The 23,259-nt window shown below is 69.4% G+C and carries 21 protein-coding genes and 1 rRNA gene; 5 read left to right on the top strand and 17 right to left on the bottom strand.

What is annotated here, in order from left to right:
* Nucleotides 1–71 precede the first annotated feature (71 nt).
* The gene (locus ACFYO0_RS28645; RefSeq protein WP_388681668.1) at nt 72–998 is read left to right on the top strand and encodes a phosphotransferase family protein; all 927 of its coding nucleotides are present in this window, start codon (nt 72–74) and stop codon (nt 996–998) included.
* Between the two features lie 10 nt (nt 999–1,008).
* Here ACFYO0_RS28645 and ACFYO0_RS28640 read toward each other — a convergent pair whose 3' ends face one another.
* From ACFYO0_RS28640 to hemB, 3 genes are all read right to left on the bottom strand, one after another.
* Entirely contained in the window at nt 1,009–1,911 is a 903-nt protein-coding gene (locus tag ACFYO0_RS28640; protein ID WP_388681665.1) for an SAM-dependent methyltransferase, read from the bottom strand.
* 257 nt (nt 1,912–2,168) lie between these two features.
* Nucleotides 2,169–3,374 carry an MFS transporter gene (locus ACFYO0_RS28635; RefSeq protein WP_388681663.1) on the bottom strand — a complete coding sequence of 402 codons (1,206 nt, stop codon included), beginning with the start codon at nt 3,372–3,374 and terminating at the stop codon, nt 2,169–2,171.
* A 113-nt stretch (nt 3,375–3,487) separates the two neighbouring features.
* Nucleotides 3,488–4,480 (bottom strand): porphobilinogen synthase, encoded by a 993-nt coding sequence (gene hemB / locus ACFYO0_RS28630; protein WP_388681660.1) that lies wholly within the window; start codon nt 4,478–4,480, stop codon nt 3,488–3,490.
* A gap of 187 nt (nt 4,481–4,667) precedes the next feature.
* Here hemB and ACFYO0_RS28625 point away from each other — a divergent pair, with 187 nt between their 5' ends.
* Nucleotides 4,668–6,095, top strand: a complete 1,428-nt coding sequence (locus ACFYO0_RS28625; RefSeq protein WP_388681658.1) for an FAD-binding oxidoreductase — start codon at nt 4,668–4,670, stop codon at nt 6,093–6,095.
* A 127-nt stretch (nt 6,096–6,222) separates the two neighbouring features.
* Here the strand turns inward: ACFYO0_RS28625 and ACFYO0_RS28620 are convergent, their stop codons facing one another.
* The 5 genes from ACFYO0_RS28620 to ACFYO0_RS28600 all read right to left on the bottom strand — a co-directional run bounded on the left by ACFYO0_RS28620 (nt 6,223) and on the right by ACFYO0_RS28600 (nt 12,093).
* Nucleotides 6,223–7,905, bottom strand: coding sequence for a uroporphyrinogen-III synthase (locus ACFYO0_RS28620; RefSeq protein ID WP_388681656.1), 1,683 nt, complete (start codon nt 7,903–7,905; stop codon nt 6,223–6,225).
* Complete coding sequence (gene hemC / locus ACFYO0_RS28615; protein ID WP_388681653.1) at nt 7,902–8,933, bottom strand: hydroxymethylbilane synthase; 1,032 nt, start codon at nt 8,931–8,933, stop codon at nt 7,902–7,904. Before hemC ends, ACFYO0_RS28620 begins: the two co-directional genes overlap by 4 nt.
* Nucleotides 8,930–10,654 (bottom strand): glutamyl-tRNA reductase, encoded by a 1,725-nt coding sequence (locus ACFYO0_RS28610; RefSeq protein ID WP_388681651.1) that lies wholly within the window; start codon nt 10,652–10,654, stop codon nt 8,930–8,932. Before ACFYO0_RS28610 ends, hemC begins: the two co-directional genes overlap by 4 nt.
* Complete coding sequence (locus tag ACFYO0_RS28605; RefSeq protein WP_344391848.1) at nt 10,651–11,412, bottom strand: redox-sensing transcriptional repressor Rex; 762 nt, start codon at nt 11,410–11,412, stop codon at nt 10,651–10,653. Before ACFYO0_RS28605 ends, ACFYO0_RS28610 begins: the two co-directional genes overlap by 4 nt.
* A gap of 381 nt (nt 11,413–11,793) precedes the next feature.
* The gene (locus ACFYO0_RS28600) at nt 11,794–12,093 is read right to left on the bottom strand and encodes a glutaredoxin family protein (RefSeq protein WP_388681646.1); all 300 of its coding nucleotides are present in this window, start codon (nt 12,091–12,093) and stop codon (nt 11,794–11,796) included.
* 174 nt (nt 12,094–12,267) lie between these two features.
* Here ACFYO0_RS28600 and ACFYO0_RS28595 point away from each other — a divergent pair, with 174 nt between their 5' ends.
* The 3 genes from ACFYO0_RS28595 (at nt 12,268) to ACFYO0_RS28585 (ending at nt 15,909) form a co-directional block, all read left to right on the top strand.
* A complete protein-coding gene (locus tag ACFYO0_RS28595; protein WP_388681644.1) occupies nt 12,268–13,212 on the top strand; it encodes an HAD family hydrolase in 945 nt (314 codons plus the stop codon).
* Nucleotides 13,213–13,558: 346 nt separating this feature from the next.
* Nucleotides 13,559–14,389, top strand: coding sequence for an ECF subfamily RNA polymerase sigma factor, BldN family (locus ACFYO0_RS28590; RefSeq protein WP_388681642.1), 831 nt, complete (start codon nt 13,559–13,561; stop codon nt 14,387–14,389).
* A 266-nt stretch (nt 14,390–14,655) separates the two neighbouring features.
* Nucleotides 14,656–15,909: a DUF5667 domain-containing protein gene (locus ACFYO0_RS28585; RefSeq protein WP_388681640.1), complete on the top strand. Its 1,254-nt coding sequence runs from the start codon at nt 14,656–14,658 to the stop codon at nt 15,907–15,909.
* Between the two features lie 81 nt (nt 15,910–15,990).
* Here the strand turns inward: ACFYO0_RS28585 and ACFYO0_RS28580 are convergent, their stop codons facing one another.
* The 9 genes from ACFYO0_RS28580 to rrf all read right to left on the bottom strand — a co-directional run.
* A complete protein-coding gene (locus tag ACFYO0_RS28580) occupies nt 15,991–17,055 on the bottom strand; it encodes a lysophospholipid acyltransferase family protein (protein ID WP_388681637.1) in 1,065 nt (354 codons plus the stop codon).
* A 14-nt stretch (nt 17,056–17,069) separates the two neighbouring features.
* On the bottom strand, nt 17,070–18,131 hold the full coding sequence (locus tag ACFYO0_RS28575) for an NAD-dependent epimerase/dehydratase family protein (RefSeq protein ID WP_388681634.1): 1,062 nt from the start codon (nt 18,129–18,131) through the stop codon (nt 17,070–17,072).
* A gap of 315 nt (nt 18,132–18,446) precedes the next feature.
* Nucleotides 18,447–18,545: a 30S ribosomal protein bS22 gene (locus tag ACFYO0_RS28570; protein WP_003948845.1), complete on the bottom strand. Its 99-nt coding sequence runs from the start codon at nt 18,543–18,545 to the stop codon at nt 18,447–18,449.
* Nucleotides 18,546–18,740: 195 nt separating this feature from the next.
* A complete protein-coding gene (locus tag ACFYO0_RS28565; RefSeq protein ID WP_093781815.1) occupies nt 18,741–18,950 on the bottom strand; it encodes a helix-turn-helix domain-containing protein in 210 nt (69 codons plus the stop codon).
* Between the two features lie 129 nt (nt 18,951–19,079).
* A complete protein-coding gene (locus tag ACFYO0_RS28560) occupies nt 19,080–19,895 on the bottom strand; it encodes a phosphatase (protein ID WP_388682250.1) in 816 nt (271 codons plus the stop codon).
* Between the two features lie 109 nt (nt 19,896–20,004).
* Nucleotides 20,005–21,177 (bottom strand): acetoin utilization protein AcuC, encoded by a 1,173-nt coding sequence (locus tag ACFYO0_RS28555; protein ID WP_388681631.1) that lies wholly within the window; start codon nt 21,175–21,177, stop codon nt 20,005–20,007.
* Complete coding sequence (locus ACFYO0_RS28550; RefSeq protein ID WP_388681629.1) at nt 21,128–22,351, bottom strand: MFS transporter; 1,224 nt, start codon at nt 22,349–22,351, stop codon at nt 21,128–21,130. The genes ACFYO0_RS28555 and ACFYO0_RS28550 overlap by 50 nt, the downstream gene beginning before the upstream one ends.
* 80 nt (nt 22,352–22,431) lie before the next feature.
* A complete protein-coding gene (locus ACFYO0_RS28545) occupies nt 22,432–23,076 on the bottom strand; it encodes an HAD family hydrolase (protein WP_388681626.1) in 645 nt (214 codons plus the stop codon).
* 88 nt (nt 23,077–23,164) lie between these two features.
* Nucleotides 23,165–23,259: ribosomal RNA gene (rrf, locus tag ACFYO0_RS28540) — 5S ribosomal RNA — on the bottom strand; the annotation flags it as partial.

The raw sequence follows: 23,259 nt of genomic DNA, 5'->3' as shown, positions 1-23,259 counted from the left end.
CGGAATTCAAAGCCCTGTTGATCGCTTTGGACCGCTTTGGATCGCTAGCTGGGAGAGCAGGGAGAGCACCCATGCTGCCACTCGTGGAGACCGGCGAGGAACTGGACGAAGTCGTCGGAGACGAGGCGCTGTTGCGGCCCGCCGTCGCGGACCTGTGTGAACGACTCCGCCTGGCCGGGCAGCGGATCGTCCGCTTCGAGGAGGGTTCGCTGCCCGTGTACGCCATCGGTGAGGCGCACGTGGTCAAACTGTTTCCGGCCTTCGAGCAGGCCGAGTGCGTACGCGAGGAGCAGGTGCTGAGCCATCTGTACGGCAGACTCCCGCTGTCCACACCGCAGTTGCACTCGGCGGGCGCGTACAAGAACGGCTGGCACTACCTCCTGATGTCCCGGCTGCCCGGCGTGGACCTCGCTCAGGCGTGGCCGCGGATCCCTTCCGCGGACCGGGACCGGATCATCACGGAGTCCGCCGAGACCCTGGCCGCGCTGCATGCCCTGAACCCGGCACCGATCGCGACCGCGGTGGGCCCTGCGGACTGGCGGACGCTGATCGCCGCCCAGCGGGCGCAGGTGGTCGAGCAGCAGCGGGCCGTCGGCCTCGCGCCATCCTGGCTCGAACAGATCCCCTGGTTCCTGGACTCGGTCCCGCTGCCGCCTCCGCCGCGACGCGTGCTGCTGCACACCGAGTTCATGCGCCAGCACCTGACGGTGGACCCCCAAGGCTGGCGCCTGACCGGACTGTTCGACTTCGAACCCGCCATGATCGGCGACCCGGCGTACGACTTCGTGGGCGTGGGCCTGTTCGTGACGTGCGGCGACCCGCGCCTGCTCAAGCGGTTCTACGAGGCGTACGGCCGCCCCCCGTTCGCCCCCCGCACCCTCATGGCCTACGCCCTCCTGCACATCTACAGCAATCTGCCCTGGTACCTCCGCGAACTCCCCGCCCCGCCGAAGCCGACGCTGGACGCGCTGGCGGAGACGTGGTTCGGCACGGGGTGATGCCCCTGCCTCATGCCTTGCGGCCGGCCGCTCCGTAGACGTTGATGTCTGCGTCCGTGACGTCGTTGATGTCCAGGTAGCGGAGCTTGTCGATGTCGTCGAGGGTTTCCAAGTCAGTCGAGTCCGCGGCCTCGGGGGCGGGCGCCGGGCCCGGGTGCCAGTGGTGGACGGGGACGACACCGGGCTCGTCGAGCTGGACGCCGGGCGTCTCGGTGAAGAAGCGCTCGACCTCCTCCTTGGTGCGGAGCACGAACGTGAACCCGCGCTCCGTGTACGTCCGCTGCACCGCGCGAACGTTCTCCGCGTTGAGGTCCTCGGTGATGTGGCTGAGCACGAGACGGCTCCCGGACGGCAGCGCGTCCATCAGCTCGCGTACGACCGGGTATGCCTCCTCGTCGTCGACGAAGTGCAGGATCGCCACCAGCGCGAGCGCGATCGGCTCGTCGAAGTCCAGGGTCTTCGCGGCCTGTTCGAGGATCTGCGCGGGGTACTTGAAGTCCGCGTCGATGTAGTCGGTCCTGCCCTCGGGTCCGCTGGTCAACAGGGCGCGTGCGTGCGCGAGTACCACCGGGTCGTTGTCGACGTACACGATCCGTGACTCGGGGTTGATCCGCTGGGCGATCTGGTGGACGTTCTCGGCGGTCGGCAGCCCTGTACCGATGTCGAGGAACTGCCGGATCCCGTCCTCCTGGGCCAGCCGGGTCACGGCCCGCCGCATGAAGTCCCGGTTGTGCCGCACATCGAGGTAACCGCGCGGGTTGGCCGCGAGCGCCGCTGCCGCCGCGGCGCGGTCGGTGGGGTAGTTGTCCTTGCCCCCGAGGAAGACGTCATAGACGCGTGCCGGGTGCGCCTTGGTGGTGTCGATCCTTTTCCTCAGCTCGGCGGGGTCCTGGCTGAGAGCATCACCGCTCATGGAGACCATCCCTCTTCAGTTCATCAAACGTCAGCTCATCAAATCGGCAACAACCTAACTCCTGGGGCGACTTGATGGTGCCCGGCCGCCGCGCTGGGCTTGGGCGGGGTTCCAGTGGGCCGGCGCTTGAGCCGTGAAGGCCGCGTGGGGTCACGAGTGTGTTGTCACTGAGTGACGCATCGCAAGAGACGGGTGGACCCGAAGCGCTTCGGGGCAGGGCAGTGCGCGGTTACGCGGAGCGGCCCGCGACTCCCGTGCTACACGAGGTGGTCAGCCTGCTGAGCGGGCGACCTGACCTGGCGCGCGGCTACCACCATGACGATGACGGAGGTCAGGGCGATCCCGGCACCGACATAGAGCGGCGCGGTGTAGCCGAAGCCCGCGGTGATGGCCAGGCCCCCGAGCCAGGCGCCAAGGGCGTTGCCGACGTTGGACGCGGATACGTTGGCGCTGGCGGCCAGCGCCGCTCCATGGGCGAAGTCGGTGACGCGGGTGATCATTCCGGGCACACTGGCGAACCCGGTCACCCCCATCAGAAACACGAGGATCACCGACGCCGTGGCGCTGCCGGCCAACAGCCCGAACACGGCCAGGGTGACGGTGAGTCCGAGCAGAGCGAGGACCAGGGCGCGGTCACGATCGAGGTCGGCGGCCCGTCCGCCGATCACGTTCCCGACGACCAGGCCGACTCCGTACACCATCAGCAGCCAGGCGACGTCCGAGGAACGAAAGCCCCCGACCTCGGTGAACGTGTAGGCGATATAGCTGAACGCCCCGAACATCCCGCCATAACTGAGCGCTGTGGCCGTCAGCGTCAGCCACACCTGCCAGGACCGGAACGCCCGGAACTGGTCCCGCAAGCCGTCGGCCGATATCGAGCCCGAGCCGCCCTTCACCGCCGACGACCGCGTCTCTCCCGCCCAGCCGGGGACAAGGGCGATGATTCCCGCCAGCGCGAACACGCCGATCGCGGTGACCGCCCAGAACGCCGCTCTCCAACCCCAGCGCTCACCGACCAGCGCACCGAACGGCACGCCCAGCACGTTCGCGACTGTCAGCCCGGCGAACATGACCGCCACAGCGCGGGACTTCTTCTCCGGCGCGACCAGACTGCGTGCAACCAGCGAGCCGATACCGAAGAACGACCCGTGGCACAGCGCCGCAACGATCCGCCCGAACAGCATCACCGAATAGCTGGGCGCGACGGCGGACAACAGATTGCCGACGACGAACAAGGCGACCAGCCCGACCAGGACCTGCTTACGAGGCAACCGCGTAGTCGCCGCGGTCAGCACGATCGCACCGACCGCGACACTCAACGCATACCCGGAGATCAGCCACCCCGCCGCCGCCTCGGACACCGCAAAACCAGACGCCACCTGCGGCAACAGCCCAGCGATCAAAAACTCGGTCAGCCCGATACCAAAACCGCCGAGCGCCAACGCGATAAGCCCACTCGGCATACGCGACGCTCCCCGCTCGACGGCACAACGAGTCGCGAGAGTACGGGACTTCCCACGGCGGCGGTAGCGCCCCTTCAGGGGCGCGAGGCACAGCGGAGCGCCCGCGCGGAGCGTCAGCGCAACTTCTGCGCAGCCTCCGTGGCCCAGTACGTCAGAATGTTCTGGGCCCCCGCCCGCTTGATCCCGGTAAGCGTCTCCAGGATCGCCCGATCCCGATCCACCCACCCCTTCTCCGCCGCGGCCTCGACCATCGAGTACTCCCCGGAGATCTGGTACGCGGCCACCGGCACATCCACCGACTCCGCAACCCGCGCAAGAATGTCCAGGTAAGGCCCCGCCGGCTTGACCATCACCATGTCGGCGCCCTCCTCCAGGTCGAGAGCCAACTCCCGCATGGATTCCCGTACGTTGGCGGGGTCCTGCTGATACGTCTTCCGGTCACCCTTCAACGACGAGGCGACAGCCTCCCTGAACGGACCGTAAAAGGCCGACGAGTACTTGGCGGTGTACGCGAGGATCGCGACGTCCTCACGACCGATCTGATCCAACGCATCGCGGACGACACCGATCTGACCGTCCATCATCCCGCTCGGCCCCACCACATGCGCACCCGCGTCGGCCTGCACCTGGGCCATCTCCGCGTACCGCTCCAACGTCGCGTCGTTGTCGACGCGGCCCTGGTCGTCGAGGACGCCGCAGTGCCCGTGGTCGATGGTCTCGTCAAGGCAGAGGTCGGACATGACGAGCAGCTCGTCGCCCACCTCGGCCCGTACGTCACGAAGGGCGACCTGCAGAATCCCGTCCGGGTCGGTCCCCGGCGTCCCGAGGGCGTCCTTCTTGGACTCCTCCGGCACACCGAACAGCATGATCCCGGAGACCCCGGCCTCCACCGCCTCCACCGCCGCCTTCTTCAGGCTGTCCCGCGTGTGCTGCACGACCCCGGGCATCGCGGCGATGGGCACCGGCTCACTGACGCCTTCGCGGATGAACGCGGGCAGGATGAAGTCGGCCGGGTGCAGCCGGGTTTCGGCGACCATGCGGCGCATGGCGGGAGTCGTACGCAGCCGCCGCGGCCGCGTACCGGGGAAGGATCCGTACTTCGTCATGCCCTCTACGCTACGCCCGCCCCAGGACCACCTTTGCCGACGCGGAGTCGGGGATCACCGGACGCTTCCCGGCCCCCGCGCCCACGATCCGCCTCCGCATGCGAAGCCCAAACCGCGGGTCCATGCTGGGTGGAAAAGGGGCCCCTCCACCGCGCAGCCCGCACGCCCGCGCTCCCCGGAGGACGCGATGACCACCGCCGACCACCTCCCCGACCTCTTCGCCCTCTCCGACATCCACGGCCCGGTGCTACGGCCCGACGACCCCGGCTACGCCGACGAGGTCACCGGCTTCAACCTGGCCGCGCGGCACACGCCCGACCTGGTCGTGGGGGCGACCGGCGCCGACGACGTGGTGGCCGCGATGCGGTGGGCGCACGCCACCGGCACCCCCGTCGCCGTCCAGGCCACCGGGCACGGCGCGAACTTCCCCATCGAGAGCGGCCTGTTGATCAACACCGCCCGCATGACCGACGTACGGATCGATCCCCGCGAACGCACCGCGACGATCGCCGCCGGAGCCAAGTGGCGGCACGTCATGGAGGCGGGCGCGCCGCACGGCCTCGCCGGGCTCAGCGGCTCGTCCACGGACTCGGGCGCCGTCGGCTGCACGCTGGGCGGCGGGCTGCCGGTACTCGGCCGTGCCTACGGTTACGCCGCCGACTACGTACGCTCCTTCGAGGTCGTCACGGCCGACGGAACCGCGCGCGAGACCGACGCAGAGCACGAGCCCGACCTGTTCTGGGCCCTGCGCGGCGGCAAGGGCAACGTGGGCGTGGTGACCTCGATGGTCTGCGAGCTGCTGCCACTGTCCCGCATCCTCGGCGGCGGGATCTATTGCCCGGGCAAGCACGCCGAACCCCTGCTGCGCGCCTGGACCGACTGGACCCGCACCGTCCCGAACGAGATGTGCTCGGCGTTCACACTGCTGCGCCGGCCGCCCCTGCCGGAGATCCCCGAGCCTCCCCCACTGCCCAAAGGGCGTGGGAGGGGCCCCCACCGCGGCGGCTTCTGGGCCCGCGTCGCGATCGCCTGGACCGGCGACACGGCCGAGGGCGAGCGGCTGGTCGCCCCGATGCGCCAGGCCGCGCCCGTGACGGTCGACACGGTGGCGGAGATGGACTACACGTCCATGGACGACATCTACTCGGATCCGCACGACCCGCTTCCCGCACGGGAGTGCAGCACCCTGCTGCGCGACCTGACCCCCGACGCGATCCGCACATTCCTGGAGAACGCAGGGCCGACGGCGCCCCCCGACTACCCGCTCCTGCTCGTCGAACTCCGCCATATGGGCGGCAATTTGGCCCGCCCCGCCGCCGTAGAGGACGCGATCTGTGCCCGCGATGCCGAGTACGTCCTTGCCTCGGTAGCCGTCGTACCCGACTCCCGCATCGCCACCGCAGCCGAAACGGCCACGTCCGCCCTGCACTCCGCGATGTCCCCGTACGGCACGGGCCTCACCCTGGTCAACCTCCACGGCCGCCCCGGGGACGCCCTGGACCGAGCCCGAGCCTGGACTCCCGAGGTCTACGACCACCTACGCCACACCAAGCAGACCTACGACCCCGAAAACCTCCTCCGCTTCGGGCATACGGTGCCTCCGGCGGCGGCTTGAGGGGGGTGTGATGCCGTCGCCCCTGAAAGAGACCGCAGGCCTCTTTCAGGGGCGCGGGGCTGTATCAATGTGCGGCTCCGCCGCGTGGGCGCGACCAGCCGCGCATGGATACAGCCCCGCGGAGCGGTTACGTGGTGGTCCGCCGCCGCCGCGACCCCGGCCTCCGCTCGCTGGGCCGCGTAACCGGCCCCCCGGCCTCCACCGCGGCAGCCCTCCGGCGCGAGCCGAAGTCGGCGAGCGCCTCCGCCAGCTTGTGAACGGACGGCTCCGGAGCCATCACATCGACCCGCAGCCCGTGCTCCTCGGCCGTCTTGGCCGTGGCCGGGCCAATACACGCGATCACCGTCACGTTGTGCGGCTTGCCCGCGATACCGACCAGGTTCCGGACCGTCGACGACGACGTGAACAGCACCGCGTCGAACCCGCCCCCCTTGATCGCCTCCCGCGTCTCGGCCGGCGGCGGCGAGGCCCGCACCGTCCGGTACGCCGTGACGTCGTCGACCTCCCAGCCCAGCTCGATCAGCCCGGCCACCAGCGTCTCCGTGGCGATGTCGGCCCGCGGCAGGAACACCCGGTCGATCGGGTCGAAGACAGGGTCGTACGGAGGCCAGTCCTCAAGAAGCCCCGCAGCCGACTGCTCCCCGGAAGGCACCAGGTCCGGCTTCACACCGAAGGCGACCAGCGCCTTCGCCGTCTGCTCCCCCACGGCAGCGACCTTGATGCCCGCGAAGGCGCGCGCATCAAGCCCGTACTCCTCGAACTTCTCCCGTACGGCCTTGACCGCGTTCACCGAGGTGAAGGCGATCCACTCGTACCGCCCGGTCACCAGCCCCTTGACCGCTCGTTCCATCTGCTGAGGCGTCCGCGGCGGCTCGACGGCGATGGTCGGCACCTCGTGCGGCACAGCCCCGTAGGACCGCAACTGGTCGGAGAGCGACGCCGCCTGCTCCTTCGTACGCGGCACGAGAACCTTCCAGCCGAACAGCGGCTTGGACTCGAACCACGACAGCTGGTCACGCTGGGCAGCGGCGGAATGCTCACCGACCACGGCTATCACCGGCCGCCCGCCCTCCGGCGAGGGCAGCACCTTCGCCTGCTTCAGCGTCTGGGCGATCGTGCCGAGCGTCGCGCACCAGGTCCGCTGCCGGGTGGTCGTACCGGCGATGGTGACGGTCAGCGGCGTATCGGGCTTGCGTCCGGCGGCCACGAGCTCGCTCGCGGCGGCGCCGACGGAGTCGAGGGTCGAGGAGACGACGACGGTCCCGTCGGACGCGCCGACCTCGGTCCACAGCCGCTCCGAGGCCGTGGCCGCGTCCACGAACCGCACGTCCGCGCCCTGTGCGTCGCGCAGCGGAACACCCGCGTACGCGGGCACTCCGACAGCCGCGGCGATACCGGGGACGACCTCGAAGGGCACGCCCGCGGCGGCGCAGGCCAGCATCTCCTCGGCGGCGTGGGTGTCGAGCCCGGGGTCACCGGTGACGGCACGTACCACCCGCCTGCCGCTGCGTGCGGCCTCCATGACAATATGGGCCGCGTCCCTCGACGCGGGGGCACCAGCGGTCGTTGACGTGCCGTCAACAACCGTCAGCTGAGGCGTGTCCGGGCCCGATTCCGTGTCCAGCACGGTCACGCCCTGTCTGGCGTGCGCACGGACGACGTCGAGCACTTCGGGCTCGGCGATCAGGACATCCGCGTTCGCCAGCGCCTGAACGGCGCGCAGTGTGAGCAGTCCCGGATCTCCGGGTCCGGCACCGAGGAAGGTGACGGAGCCGTGTTCCAGACCGGCGGGAAGGGTGGTGGGGCTCAATGTACTCGCTCCCCCATCAGACCGGCCGCGCCCTTGGCAAGCATCTCGGCGGCGAGTTCACGGCCGAGCGCCATTGCTTGGTCGTACGTCTCGGGCACGGGACCGGTGGTGGACAACTGCACCAGCGTCGAGCCGTCGGTCGTGCCGACGACGCCGCGCAGGCGCATTTCCTTGACAATCTGCCCGCCGGCCTGGGGGTCCCCCCAGGCTCGAGCGGAGTCGAGAACCGGGGGAAGGTCGGCCAACGCGCCCACAGGTGCGCTGCAGCCGGCCTCCAGGGAGGCGAGCAGGGACCGCTCGGCGGTCACGGCGGCCCGGGTGACCGGGTCGTCGAGTGCGGCGAGCGCCGCGAGGAGCGCAGTGTCTTGGGGGGTGTGCCCCACCCTGCATTCGATCGCGAGCGCCCCCTGGCCGGGGGCGGGCAAAACCATGTCGACCGAGAGGAACTCGGTCACTTCGTCGGTCCGGCCGATCCGGTTGAGCCCGGCGGCGGCCAGTACGACGGCATCCAGTTGGCCGTCGCGCACGTACCCGATCCGGGTGTCGACGTTCCCCCGGATCGCGACCGTCTCGATCGTCATCCCGTGGCAGCGCGCGTACGCGTTCAGCTGGGCCATGCGCCGCGGCGAACCTGTGCCCACCCGAGCGCCGTCCGGCAGCTCGGCGAACTTCAGCCCGTCACGGGCGACCAGCACATCCCGCGCGTCCTCACGCACCGGCACCGCGGCCAGTGCGAGGTCGTCGGGCTGCGCGGTCGGCAGATCCTTGAGGGAGTGCACGGCGAAGTCGATCTCGCCGCGCAGCAGCGCCTCGCGCAGCGCGGTCACAAAGACGCCCGTGCCGCCGATCTGCGCGAGACTCTCGCGCGAGACATCGCCGTACGTGGTGATCTCGACGAGCTCCACGGACCGCCCGGTCACCCGGCTCACGGCGTTAGCCACCTGCCCGGACTGGGCCATGGCGAGCTTGCTGCGCCGTGTCCCCAGCCTCAGGGGGCCGCTTTCCGGCCCCGTTCGCCGCTCAGTCATGCTCGCCCTCGGTTCTTGGCGTTCTCGGTGCTGATGTCATCGGTGGCCCGCGAGACGGAGGCGACCGTCTCCGGGTCCAGGTCGAACAGGGTCCGCAGTGCGTCCGCGTACCCGGCGCCGCCGGGCTCGGCCGCGAGCTGCTTGACCCGCACGGTCGGCGCGTGCAGCAACTTGTCCACCACGCGCCGCACGGTCTGGGTGATCTCGCCCCGCTCCTTCTCGTCGAGCCCGGGCAGCCGCCCGTCGAGCCGCGCGATCTCGCTCGCGACGACATCGGCGGCCATGGTGCGCAGCGCGACGACGGTGGGTGTGATGTGCGCGGCCCGTTGTGCGGCCCCGAAGGCGGCGACCTCGTCGGACACGATCCGCCGCACCATGTCCACGTCCGCCGCCATCGGCACGTCCGCGGAGGCCTCGGCCAGCGACTCGATGTCCACGAGGCGCACGCCGAGCAGCCGGTGCGCGGCAGCGTCGATGTCGCGCGGCATGGCGAGGTCGAGCAGCGAGAGCACGGGCGCCGGGCGCGGGGCCTCGACGACGGGCTCGGGCTTACGACGCTCGGGCACCCGCCCGATGGCGGCCGCGGTCGCGGCCAGCGCGGCGATGACCTCGGCGTCGGACTCGGGCGTACGAGCGCCCGAGCGAGCATCGTGCGTACGGCGCCGATCGACCGTCGCGTTGTCCACCCAGGCCGCGTGCTGCTCCAGGGCCGCCGCGTCCAGGCCCGCCACCGCGGCCTCCCCCATGACGGAGAAGCCGGTGGCGCCCTGCACGGCCGACACGTCCAGCGGGCAGCCGTCGTCGGTGCCGACGCTGGTGGGCGGCAGGTCCCCGCGTACGACACGGGGGGTGGCCGTGCGCTCCTCGGCGGGCGCCCCCGTACGGCCCTCGACCGCCGCGGCGACCGCCTCGGCCGTCAGGACAAGACCTGTCGCACCCGTACAGGACACCGCTACATCGGCACGTGTCAGCTCGGCCGGCACCTCTTCCATCGGTACCGCGCGGGCCGCCACGTCCGTATCGCCGCCCTCCATCAGGATCTCGGCGAGGCGCTCGGCCCGGTCCAGCGTGCGGTTGGCGATGACCACCTCGGCCACCCCGGCACGCGCGAGCGTCGCCGCGGCCAGCGAGGACATGGAGCCCGCACCGATCACGAGGGCCCGCTTGCCGTCGGCCCAGCCCGGGACGTCCGCCCCCGAGGTCAACTGCTCCAGGCCGAACGTCACCAGGGACTGCCCCGCCCGGTCTATGCCGGTCTCGGAGTGGGCGCGCTTGCCGACCCTGAGCGCCTGCTGGAACAGGTCGTTCATCAGCCGCCCCGCCGTGTGCAGCTCCTGCGAGGTGGCGAGCGCGTCCTTGATCTGGCCGAGGATCTGGCCCTCGCCGATCACCATCGAGTCCAGACCACAGGCCACGGAGAACAGGTGGTGAACCGCCCGGTCCTCGTAGTGCACGTACAGATAAGGCGTGAGCTCCTCGAGCCCGACGCCGCTGTGCTGCGCGAGCAGTGTGGAGAGTTCGGCGACGCCCGCGTGGAACTTGTCCACGTCGGCGTACAGCTCGATCCGGTTGCAGGTGGCGAGCACCGCGGCCTCGGTGGCCGGCTCGGCGGCGATGGTGTCCTGGAGGAGCTTGACCTGCGCGTCCGCGGACAGCGCGGCCCGCTCCAGCACGCTGACCGGAGCGCTGCGGTGGCTCAGCCCGACGACGAGAAGACTCATGCCGGCATCACGGCGGGGACATCCCCGTCCGGCCCTTTCCTTGTCTCCTTCGCCGCCGCGGCCTCGGCTTCGGCCTCGATCAGTGCCTCGGCCTCCTCGCCGGCCTTGCGCTGCTCGTGGAAGGCGAGGATCTGCAGCTCGATGGAGAGATCGACCTTGCGTACGTCGACGCCGTCCGGCACGGCGAGCACGGTCGGCGCGAAGTTCAGGATGGAAGTCACCCCCGCGGCGACCAGCCGGTCACAGACCTGCTGGGCGGCGCCGGCGGGGGTGGCGATCACACCGATCGACACACCGTTGTCCTTGATGATCTTCTCGAGGTCGTCGGTGTGCTGCACGGGGATTCCGGCAACGGGCTTCCCGGCCATCGCGGGATCGGCGTCGATGAGAGCGGCAACCCTGAAGCCGCGCGAGGCGAACCCACCGTAATTGGCCAGCGCCGCGCCGAGGTTACCGATACCGACGATCACAACCGGCCAGTCCTGGGTGAGACCCAGCTCGCGGGAGATCTGGTAGACGAGGTACTCGACGTCGTAACCCACACCGCGCGTCCCGTACGACCCGAGGTACGAGAAGTCCTTGCGCAACTTCGCGGAGTTGACCCCCGCGGCGGCCGCGAGCTCCTCGGAGGAGACCGTGGGTACCGAGCGCTCCGACAGTGCGGTCAGGGCACGGAGGTACAGCGGAAGCCTGGCGACGGTGGCCTCGGGAATCCCTCGGCTGCGGGTCGCCGGTCGGTGAGTTCGGCCAGTTGCCACGGTGCTCCTGCGGGTAGAGCGGGGCTGCAGGCGGTCACACGTCCGACCGCCCCGTCGACAGCAGGCTATGTCTTTGTGAATGCATGCACAAAGATGGTGTCCGATTTGCCCGCCCAACGTGACCGGGGTCACGCGACTCCGCCACATGTGTATGGAACCGGCGCAAAGGCACCTTCGTTCCCTGCTTGATGGGGGCAAAGCCGTACACACTCCTCTACGCTCCCCGCCCCCGAGGCCAAACCGCCCCCGATCCTAAGTGACTTTGCGAGCCACTTGGAGTGCCCGGACGGGCCACGGTTCGGTTACGCACGCCTCCGCAGCCCTTTGCGCATGCCCTCGCGACTCGGTTGCGCCCGCCAACGTGCGCGGTTGCGCACGCCGTCACTCCGCGAGGGCCCTCCGCAGCCGCTCCTCGTTCACCCGCCAGAACGTGTGCTGCGCACCGTCCACAAGCACCACCGGGATCTGCTCCCAGTACGCGCGATACAGCTCCTCGTCCCGCGTGATGTCCTTCTTCTCCCAAGGCACGCCGAGTTCCCGGCACACCTTCTCGACGACGACCTCCGCGTCCTCGCACAGATGACAGTCGGGCTTCCCGATCAGCGTGACCAGCCGCTCAGGCGGCGCCTTCTTCTCCGCACGGCGGTCAGTACGCCGAAAGATGGGACTCATACGAGCCATTCTCCCCCCACGGCCACACCCCGTCGGGTACGGGTTCTTCACGCATCCGACGCCACCACCTGGGCACGAACAGTCAGATGCGGCCCGCAGCCGTAACGACACGGTCGCGGAGAGTTCACACCCTTCAAACCTCCCGACTCCGGAAGTAACGCACTGACTGGCTATGCTCACGCCATGGCCGCTTTCGGATGGCTCACTCCCCGTAGGCGCTCCGCCACGGCGCGGAGCGTGTTGGCAGGCGAGGCCTCGGCGGAGGCAGCGCGCAAGTCCTCCCAGGAACTGGAGGAACTCGCGCACGAAGCCACGCCCGAAACCGCCGCAGAGGAACCGGAGTTCCCGGTCCTCGGCGACGACAAGGCCGCCGCCTTCTTCGACCTCGACAACACCGTGATGCAGGGCGCCGCGCTGTTCCACTTCGGCCGCGGCCTCTACAAGCGGAAGTTCTTCGAGACCCGCGACCTCTACCGATTCGCCTGGCAGCAGGCCTGGTTCCGGCTGGCCGGTGTCGAGGACCCCGAGCACATGCAGGACGCGCGCGATTCCGCGCTGTCCATCGTGAAGGGCCACCGCGTCTCCGAGCTGATGTCGATCGGCGAGGAGATCTACGACGAGTACATGGCCGAGCGCATCTGGCCCGGCACCCGCGCCCTCGCCGAGGCCCACCTCGACGCGGGCCAGAAGGTGTGGCTCGTCACGGCCGCCCCGGTCGAGATCGCCACGGTGATCGCCCGGCGCCTCGGCCTGACCGGAGCCCTGGGCACGGTCGCCGAGTCGGTCGACGGCGTCTATACCGGCAAGCTCGTCGGCGAACCTCTGCACGGCCCCGCGAAGGCGGAGGCGGTACGGGCCCTGGCGGCGGCGGAGGGCCTGGACCTGGGCCGCTGCGCCGCGTACAGCGACTCGCACAACGACATCCCGATGCTCTCGCTCGTCGGGCATCCGTACGCGATCAACCCCGACACCAAGCTCCGCAAGCACGCCCGCACCCTCGACTGGCGCCTGCGCGACTACCGCACGGGCCGCAAGGCGGCGAAGGTCGGCATCCCCGCGGCAGCCGGCGTCGGTGCGGTGGCGGGCGGCACGGCAGCCGCGATCGCCCTGCACCGCCGCCGCCGCTGACACCGGCACCACCGTCGAAGAGTGCCCGCGTGTACGAACACGCGGGCAATTCTGCTGTCCTACCCGCACACCGCCCCCGCCAGTCCCGTTGGCGACAGACGGCCACAACACGCCCCGGGCCCGGCCGGAATGCGAAGCGATTCGATCAACTACCGGTCACCGTGTGGCACTTGATCAGCCGCCAATGCGTAACAGAAGCGACGTATTCGATGATTTGAGCAACTGGGCGTAGTGCTGCCTGTACGAAGCGTTATTCTCCTCAGACGCATGACGGACCTCACACGTCGCTACGACGAGTGAATGTTCCGGTACTGCACGTGATGGAAGCTCTGCCTCTGGGAGTCCCGTGTACCCACACGTCGGGGTTGACGCCTCGGGCCTGGCTACGCTCCGCGCGGCGGTCCTCGACCACCTGCGCGGTTTCGTCCCCACCGCGTACGCCGTCCCCGCCCTCGCTGTCTCCGCCGCGCCCGTCGGCCCGTGCTATGCACTGGCCGACGGCATCGAGCGAGGGCCGGCGCGAAGCGCCGTCGTTGAGGGGCGGGGGCCTGGTGACGGACGGGCTGTCGGCAGACGGGGCCGTACGAGTGCGTCGGCCACCACCGCCCGCCGCCCGGCCGCGGACAGTGACAGCGCCCGGATGCTGGATCTCGTGGAGCGCGCCCAGGACGGCGAGGCCGAGGCCTTCGGGCGCCTCTACGACCAGTACAGCGACACCGTGTACCGCTACATCTACTACCGCGTGGGGAGCAAGGCGACAGCGGAGGACCTCACGAGCGAGACCTTCCTGCGGGCCCTGCGCCGCATCGGCACCTTCACCTGGCAGGGCCGCGACTTCGGCGCCTGGCTGGTCACGATCGCCCGCAACCTCGTCGCCGACCACTTCAAGTCGAGCCGCTTCCGCCTGGAAGTGACCACCGGCGAGATGCTCGACGCCAACGAGGTCGCACGCTCCCCCGAGGACTCCGTCCTGGAGTCCCTGTCGAACGCGGCACTCCTGGACGCCGTACGCCGCCTCAACCCACAGCAGCAGGAGTGCGTGACCCTGCGCTTCCTCCAGGGCCTCTCGGTCGCCGAGACCGCCCGCGTGATGGGCAAGAACGAGGGCGCGATCAAGACCCTCCAGTACCGGGCCGTGCGCACGCTGGCCCGGCTCCTGCCCGACGACGCCCGCTGAGAACCGTAAGCGCACTCTCACCCACCCCGTGCACCCCCTCACCCTCAGCGACGCTCAACTCACCCTTTGTCGCCGCCCGTTGGCTCCGCGGTCCGATCATCCGTCGTCCGTAACCCAAGCGCCGAGCGGCTCGTTGTGCGGGATACAGGCTCCCTGTGGTCACCTCTGGCCGTCCCCGATCACCCGATCGTGTGGAACTGATCAGAGAGTGCAACCCTCAGGACCCCCTGGGGAGTCGACCGTCATGACGAGAGGAGGTGCCGCCAGTGATCGCGAACGTATCGGCACACCGGCGGGCGAACGCCTTCGCCCAGGACTTGGAGGAGCAGTCCGACCGGGGCTCGGCGGCCGAGCAGTCCGAAGGTCCGGCGCCGGAACCCACGGACCAGTCCGGCCAGTCCGGTCGGTCCGAGCGGAGCCGGATGCTGTCCCTGGCGACCGGTCTCGGCGAGCTGCCCAAGCCGGCGCTGGACCCCGAGGTCAAGGTCGTTCAGCGGGCCCAGCTGGTGGCCGCGATGGAGGCCATGCTGCAGGAGGGAACGGCCGCGGCGGGCGACGCGGTGGAACCCTCCGTGCCCGGGCAGAGGTCGCGCCGAGGGCGGGGTGCTCATCGGGCGACCGGCCTTGGGAAGCTGCGACCGCGTTTCCCGAGGTCCCGGCTGTCCAAGGGGCTCGCCGCGGGCGGACTCACCGTGGGTGTGGCGGCGGGAGCGTTCAGCGGCGTCGCCGCCGCCAGTTCCGACGCCCTGCCCGGTGACTCGCTCTACGGGCTCAAGCGCAGCATGGAGGACCTCAAGCGAGGCATGGCCGACGGCGACAGCGACCGCGGCCGACTCTACCTCGACCAGGCCTCCACGCGGCTGAGCGAGGCGCGTCGGCTGATCGAGCGCGACCGCTCCGGGCCCCTCGACCACGAGTCCATGGGCGAGATCCGCCGTGCGCTGTCCGGCATGCGGCACGACGCCTCGGAAGGCCACAGGCTGCTGCACGAGGCGTACGAGCGCGACCCCGACTCCCTGGGCCCCATCCAGACTCTCTCGGCCTTCTCCCAGTCGCACCGCGACGCGTGGGGCGCGCTGAGCGACCGGCTGCCCGCGCAGCTCGGCGATGTCAGCCGGCAGGTCAGCTCGGTCTTCGACGCCATAGACGAAGAGGTCGATCCGCTGCGCTCGCTGCTGCCGGAGCCCCCCTCGCGGGACGGCACAAGCCGTCGGCCGGACTCCGGCCAGTCCTCCACCGGCTCCTCCGGCACGGACCGCCCGACCGCCCCCAGCGCCACCGGCGACTCCCCCGACGGCAACGACTCCAGCAGCGGCAACCCCAAGCCGTCCACCTCCGGCACTCAGGACGAGGGCCTGCTCGGCGGCAACACGGGTGGCCTCCTGGAACCACCCAAGGACGACACCAGTACGACCCCGTCCAGCGAGCCCACCACGCCGACCGATCCCGACGTCACCGTCCCACCCCTGCTCCCGGGCCTTCTCCCGGGAGTGGGCGTCGAGAACGAGGACAGGAACTAGGTTTCTGCTGCATACGTCGGTGGGGGCGCCCTCTTCGAAGAGGGCGCCCCCACCGACGTATGCAGGCTTCTTCGGCAGCGCTCAGAAGAAAACCGACCTCCGCTGCACCAACAACTTGTAGAGCGTGTGCTGGATCTGCTCCCTCACCTGATCCGTCAGGTTGAACATCAGCATCGGATCCTCAGCAGCCTCCGGCGGATAACCATCCGTCGGGATCGGCTCCCCGAACTGAATCGTCCACTTCGTCGGAAGCGGCACAGCACCCAACGGGCCCAGCCACGGAAACGTCGGCGTGATCGGGAAGTACGGGAAACCGAGCAGGCGAGCGAGCGTCTTGGCGTTGCCGATCATCGGGTAGATCTCCTCCGCTCCGACGATCGAGCAGGGGATGATCGGCGTGCCCTGGCGCAGGGCCGTCGACACAAAGCCGCCGCGGCCGAAGCGCTGGAGTTTGTAGCGGTCGCCGAACGGTTTGCCGATGCCCTTGAAGCCCTCCGGCATCACGCCGACCAGCTCGCCGCGCTGCAGCAGCCGCTCCGCGTCCTCCGCGCACGCGAGCGTGTGACCTGCCTTGCGGGCCAGCTCGTTGACCACCGGCAGCATGAACACCAGGTCCGCGGCCAGCAGGCGGAGATGGCGGCCGTCGGGGTGGTTGTCGTGCACCGCGACCTGCATCATCAGGCCGTCCAGCGGCAGCGTCCCGGAGTGGTTGGAGACGATCAGCGCCCCGCCCTCGGACGGGATGTTCTCGATGCCTTTCACCTCGACGCGGAAGTACTTCTCGTAGACCGGCCGCAGCATCGACATCAGGACCTGGTCGGTGAGCTCCTGGTCGTAACCGAAGTCGTCGACCTCGTAGTCGCCCGTCAGCCGCCGCCGCAGGAAGGCCAGACCACTCGCGACGCGCTGATCCCAGCCGCCGCCCTGCCGCTCCGGCGGGGACGTCGGTTCCTCGTGCGTCACCGGCACATCTGTCACAGGAACATCATCCTGCAGAATCGTTCGGCCAGGCAGGGGCTGGACCTCACGTACCCCCGCGGGCTCGCCCTTGAGCCGGCTCGCCGCACCGCGGCGCCGCGGCGGCCTGTGCGCGGCGCTCCCACGGGAGCGGTCGTCGTCGAACGGAATGACCTTGGCGTCCGCCATCGTTGATGCGCTCCTCAGTTGGCGCTCTGCGTCGGGGGGTGGCCACCGCCCAGGAGGGACAGTCCGGCGATCCGGTCGACGGCCCCCGCAAGGGCCTCCGGCGGCAGGAGTCCGGGTCCGCGGCTGCGCGCGAAGTCCGCGAAGGTCTCCGCGGTCGTGTACTTCGGCCGGAAGCCCAGTGTCTCGCGCATCTGCTTGGTCGCCACGACCCGGCCATGGGTGAGCAGCCGCAGCTGCTCGGGCGAGAAATCCGTCATACCCAGCGTACGCACCGCCGTGCCCACCCAGCTGACCGCGGGCAGCAGCAGCGGCACCGTGGGCCGGCCGAGCCTGCGCGCGCACTGCGAAAGCAGCAGGACCCCGTCGCCGGCGATGTTGAACGTCCCACTGTTGAGCGTCCCGCGCTCCGGCTCGTGCGAGGCGATCCGCAGCACGTCGATCACATCGTCCTCGTGGACGAACTGCAGCCGCGGGTCGTAGCCGAACACGGTCGGCAGCACGGGCAGCGAGAAGTACGCGGCGAGCGGCGAATCCGCGCTCGGCCCGAGGATGTTCGCGAACCTCAGCACGCACACGGCCACATCGGGCCGGCGCCGCGCGAAGCCGCGTACGTACCCCTCGACCTCCACCGTGTCCTTCGCGAAGCCACCGCTGGGCAGCGACTTGGGTGGCGTCGTCTCGGTGAACACGGCCGGATCGCGGGGCGCCGACCCGTACACGTTCGTACTGGACTTCACGACCAGCCGCTTGACCGCCGGGGACTTCTGGCAGGCGCCAAGGAGCTGCATGGTGCCGATGACGTTGGTCTCCTTGACCGAGGTCCGGCTGCCGCTGCCCAACGGAGTGCCCGTGACGTCCATGTGCACGACCGTGTCGACGGAGTACTCGGCGAGCAGGCGGGCGATCGTGGGCTGCCTTATGTCGGCCCGCACGAAATCGGCTCCGCCCAGGTGGTGTTCGGGCGGGATCGCGTCCACGGCGACCACCCGGTCCACATCGGGGTCACGCTGGATCCGCCGTACGAAACGGCCCCCGAGCTGCCGGGCCACTCCGGTTACGAGCACGACCTTCCCCAAGATCAGCGCCTTCCTTCCAGCCCTAGGTGGCTTCCTGCTCGTACTCTGCCGCGTTCCCCGTGGCGGCCCACGTTAGCGGGTCGATGTTGCGCTGTGGTGACCACTCGATGCACGAAGTCACGACGGAACGCGGACGTACGACCAGACCAAGCCAACGTCGTACGACCAGACCGCGCCAACCGGGTATGGCTGTGGCCTCCCACCAACAGGTGGGAGGCCACAGAGCGCCTGCTTGTCGCAGCGGCGCGCAACACCGTGGGCACGGCCGTGAGGGCGGATCCGCCGGGGCGGGTTCATGGCCCTACGACCTGCTGCCTACTTCTTGTTGCGACGCTGAACGCGCGTGCGCTTGAGCAGCTTGCGGTGCTTCTTCTTAGCCATCCGCTTACGCCGCTTCTTGATAACAGAGCCCACGACTACCCTCGCTCACTTCTCGGACAACCCCCGCAGCAGCGGGGACAATCACTCGGTGCGGGGCTGCATTGGGGCCCACACGACCTACGGGGGGCCAGCCTACCCCGACAGAGCTCCGAGCTTGTAATCGAGGTGATCCGGGGGGAAACCGGGGACGACCGCGAGGGCCGTCACCGGCATCCACCGGAGTCGCCGTCAGGCGGTTTCCACCCCCACGTAGGACTCGCGAAGGTACTCGTGAACCGCTTGCTCCGGGACTCGGAATGACCTCCCGACCCGGATCGCGGGCAGATGACCGCTGTGCACCAGCCGGTACACGGTCATCTTCGACACTCGCATCACCGAGGCGACTTCCGCCACGGTTAGGAACTGAACCTCGTTCAGAGGCCTCTCGCCAGCAGCCATGACACACCTGAACCTTCCGCACTCGACGGTCACCGGCTTCCCCTTCCGGTGACACTTCGTCGTTGCGTGCTCACTCCCCAATGTAGGGGCGGGTGATGCGAGTGGGGAAGAGGGGATGCCATCAGGCGCCTACTGTGACAGACACGCTCGATTGAGTACATAGCGAGTAAGCGGTCGGTAGTAAGCAGACCGCACAGCGTCATCAAGCGGAACGGCGACGGACACCCGCCCCTCCGCCTCCCCGACGAACAGCGCCGGATCGTCCGTATCCCCAAGACCCATGGCCTCGAACCCCAGCTGACCTGCACCGCAGACCCAGCCATGGTCTCCGATCACCAGTTCCGGGAGAGGGCCGCCGGCCTCCGCAGCGGCGGCCAGCGCGAGTCGAACCGGGAGCGGGGAATGCGAGTGTGCGCCGGGCTCACATTCCGTGGCCCGGGCCCCTGGTTCGCGCACCAGCGCGACACCTTGTACGTAGTCAAGGTTGTGCGTGCGTAGACCGAACCGGGTCGTTATGTCGACAGAGCTACCCTGCGCGGGGGTGAGCACGGCACATCCCGCCGCCGACAGGGCGTCCGCGAGAGCGGCGTAGAAACCGAGCAGTCGGTGCGGGTGGCCGGTGCCCAGGAGCACCGGGGAACGGTTACGGGCCGCCACCTGGAGCCGCTCCGCGAAGGCATCAAGAGCAGCCAACGTCCGCTCCGGATCGATCACATCATGGCCCGATGTATGCCGTGGATCGGCTGAGACTCCGCACTTGTCCGCCATCAAAGCGACCAAATCCGGTTGTTTCCACGTCCATTCAGGGTCAAGCCCGATCATCACGCGAGGATCGCGGGCCGCGAAGAGCCGATAACTCCGCAGACTCTGCTCCCGCGAGGTCGCCACAGGCCCGGCCAACCGCGCCGCCAGCAGATGCGCACGCAACGCTCCAGCACTCAACACACAGCGATGCTGGCGCATGTGCCACTGGCGCACGCCCAGAACAGGGAAAAGCCCGCACGGTCGGAGTACAAGGCGCTACACGGCCGTCCGCACCGCTGGAGGCAAGCGGCTACGCCAGCAACCCCCGCAGCGGGAACACGGCCCGCCGAGCCGCGACGATCGCCTGGTCGAGCCGGTCGGCCGGATCGTACCCGTCCTCCCACGACCTCCAGGCCACCGGCCACCGCCCATCCGTCATCCGTGCCGGCGCCAACTGCCGCGTACGAGCGAAGACTTCCTGCCGCCATTCCTCAGGGATCTCCGCCTCCGGCGCGATCTCCCGCCCGGCGGCGATGGCGACAAGGTGCGTCCAGGACCGGGGCACGACATCCACCACCGCGTACCCGCCGCCACCGAGAGCGATCCACCGCCCCTCGGCGTACTCATGCGCCAGCTCATGGCAGGCGACCTGCACCGCCCGCTGCGCATCCAGCGAGACGGCCAGATGAGCCAGCGGATCCTCGAAGTGCGTATCGGCGCCGTGCTGGGTCACCAGCACCTGGGGCCGGAAGTCCGCGATCAGCTCCGGCACCACGGAGTGGAAGGCCCGCAGCCACCCCGCGTCCCCGGTCCCGGCCGGCAACGCCACGTTCACGGCGGAGCCCTCCGCGGAGTCCGCTCCCGTCTCCTCCGGCCACCCGGTCTGCGGGAACAACGTCCGAGGGTGCTCGTGCAAGGAGATCGTGAGCACCCGCGGGTCCTCCCAGAACGCGGCCTGCACCCCGTCGCCGTGATGCACGTCCACATCGATGTACGCGACCCGCTCCGCCCCCAGCTCCAGCAGCCGCGCGATCGCCAGCGACGCGTCGTTGTAGATGCAGAACCCCGACGCCCCGCCGGGCATCGCGTGATGCAGCCCGCCCGCGAAGTTCACCGCGTGCGAGACCTCCCCGCGCCACACTGCCTCGGCCGCGCCCACCGACTGCCCGGCGATCAGCGCGGACACCTCGTGCATCCCGGCGAAGGCGGGATCGTCCATGGTTCCCAGCCCGTACGACATGTCCGCCGCCCGAGGGTTCACGGAAGCGGCCTTGACCGCCTCGACGTAGTCCGCGCGATGCACGAGCCGCAACGTCGACTCCCCGGCCGCCTTCGCCGCGACCACGTCCATCTCACGATCGAGCCCAAAGGCATCGACCAGTCGACGGGTCAACGCCAGCCGGACCGGATCCATCGGGTGATCCGGACCGAAGTCATAGCCCGTTACTGCCTCGTCCCACATCAGCTGTGCGCGGCCGCTCATGCCCGTCACCGTATCGGTCCGGTTGAGGAGCGAACGAACGGGCGTACAGAAGTGTCACCAGCACCAACACCATCGGCACAAGCATCGCCCCCCGGTACGTCCACGCATCGCCCAAGGCCCCCACGAGGGGCGAACCGATCAAGAACCCTACATAGTTGAAGATATTCAGCCGCGCGATGGCAGCATCCGCCGCACCCGGAAAAAGCCGACCTGCCGCCGCGAAGGTCTGCGGTACGAGCACACACAACCCGAGCCCCAGCAACGTAAAGCCGAGCATCCCGACCCACGCCCCCGGCGCCACCGCCACCACCGCGAACCCCACGGCCGCAATGATCGACCCCAGCCGTACGACCGTCACGGCCCCGAACCGCCGCACCCCGAAGTCCCCGATAGCCCGCCCGAGCAGCGTCGTGACCATGTAGACGTTGTACGGCACGGTCGCCAACTGCTCCGAACTGCCCAGCACGTCCTGCAGATACTTGGCACTCCAGTTGGAGACCGTCGAGTCCCCGATGTACGCGAAGGTCATCACCAGACACAGCGGCAACAGCAGCTTGAAGGCGACGGGTTGCCCACCCGCGTCCTTCGGCTTCTCCTCGCTCTCCTCGCCGGGCCTGCCCCCGTCGACGTACCACCGACTCCCCACCAACGCGGCGGGCAGCAGCACCACGACGACCGGCAGATACGACACGAACAGGTGCAGATCCCAGTGCGCCCCCACCCACGCGAGCGAGGCCCCCACGATCCCGCCCAGGCTGTACACCGCGTGAAAGCCGAGCATGATGCTGCGCCCGTACGCGTGCTGAAGGCTGACCCCGAGCATGTTCATGGACGCGTCGAGCGCACCGACGGCCAGCCCGAACGCCGCCAGCGAAAGACCGATCTCCCACAGCCCGTCGCCGGCCCCGACACCGAGCAGCGCGAGCAGTACGACGGGCTGCGACCAGCGCAGTACGTGACTGGGCCTAAGCCGCTTGACCAGCAACTCCGTGCCGACACTCCCGACGCCGGCGAGGACCGGCACAGCGGCGAGAAAGGCGGGCAGCAGGGCGTCGGATATCCCGTACTGGTCCTGGATCGCGGGAATCCGCGTCACCAGCAGCGCAAAGGCCACACCCTGAGCGAAGAAGCTGAACGCCAACGAGGCCCGGCCACGCCGCAGCACATCTGTCATGGCCGATCAGCGTACGGGCGCGGCTTACTCGTGGGTAGACAGATTGGAAGATGAATTTTGTTCATCTTCCGGAGAGGGCCTCAGGTGAGGAGCGTGGGCAACTCCTGCATCGCGCCGAAGAGCCCCGTGGCTCCCGCGAGCCGCTCGGCGGGCGTCATCGCCGTGAACCCGTACACGTCCATGCCCGCTGCGACGGCCGCCCGCACCCCGAGCGGACTGTCCTCGACGACCACACAACGCTCCGGCCGGACCCCCATCCGCTCGGCCGCGTACAGAAACAGGTCCGGCGCCGGCTTCCCCCGTCCCACATCCTGCGAACTGAAGATCCGTGCGTCCTCGAACCACTGCTCCAGCCCGGTAGCCCGGTGTCCCACCCGAATCCGCTCATGGCTCCCGGAGGACGCCACGCAGTACGCAACCCCGTCCGCAGCCAGCTTCTCCAGCACCTCCACAGCCCCGGCCACGGGGCCCAACTCCCGCTCGAATGCGGCGAATACCCGCTCATGGAAGACCTCGTCGAAGTCCTCGGGCAACCGCTGACCGGTCCGCTCCAGCACAAGATCGTGTATGCGATGCATGGCGGCGCCCATGTAGTCGCGAAGCGAGTCCTCGTACGAGGTCGGGTGCCCGAGCTCGGTGAGATAGGCGGCGAGCAACTTGTTGGAAATCGGCTCGCTGTCCACGAGCACGCCGTCGTTGTCGAAGATGACGAGGTCATAGCGCATGAGTACGAGCCTAGACGGCTCGGAAAGGGTCCTGAAATGCAGAAAACCCCCGAACCGGTATCCCCGGCCGGGGGTTTTCTCAATTTTTGTTCGGCGGTGTCCTACTCTCCCACAGGGTCCCCCCTGCAGTACCATCGGCGCTGTAAGGCTTAGCTTCCGGGTTCGGAATGTAACCGGGCGTTT

This window comes from Streptomyces sp. NPDC006365 (assembly GCF_042870755.1).
GTDB lineage: Bacteria > Actinomycetota > Actinomycetes > Streptomycetales > Streptomycetaceae > Streptomyces > Streptomyces xiangluensis.
The sequence above is the reverse complement of the archived record's forward strand: the minus strand, read 5'-3'. Positions and strand labels throughout refer to the sequence as shown.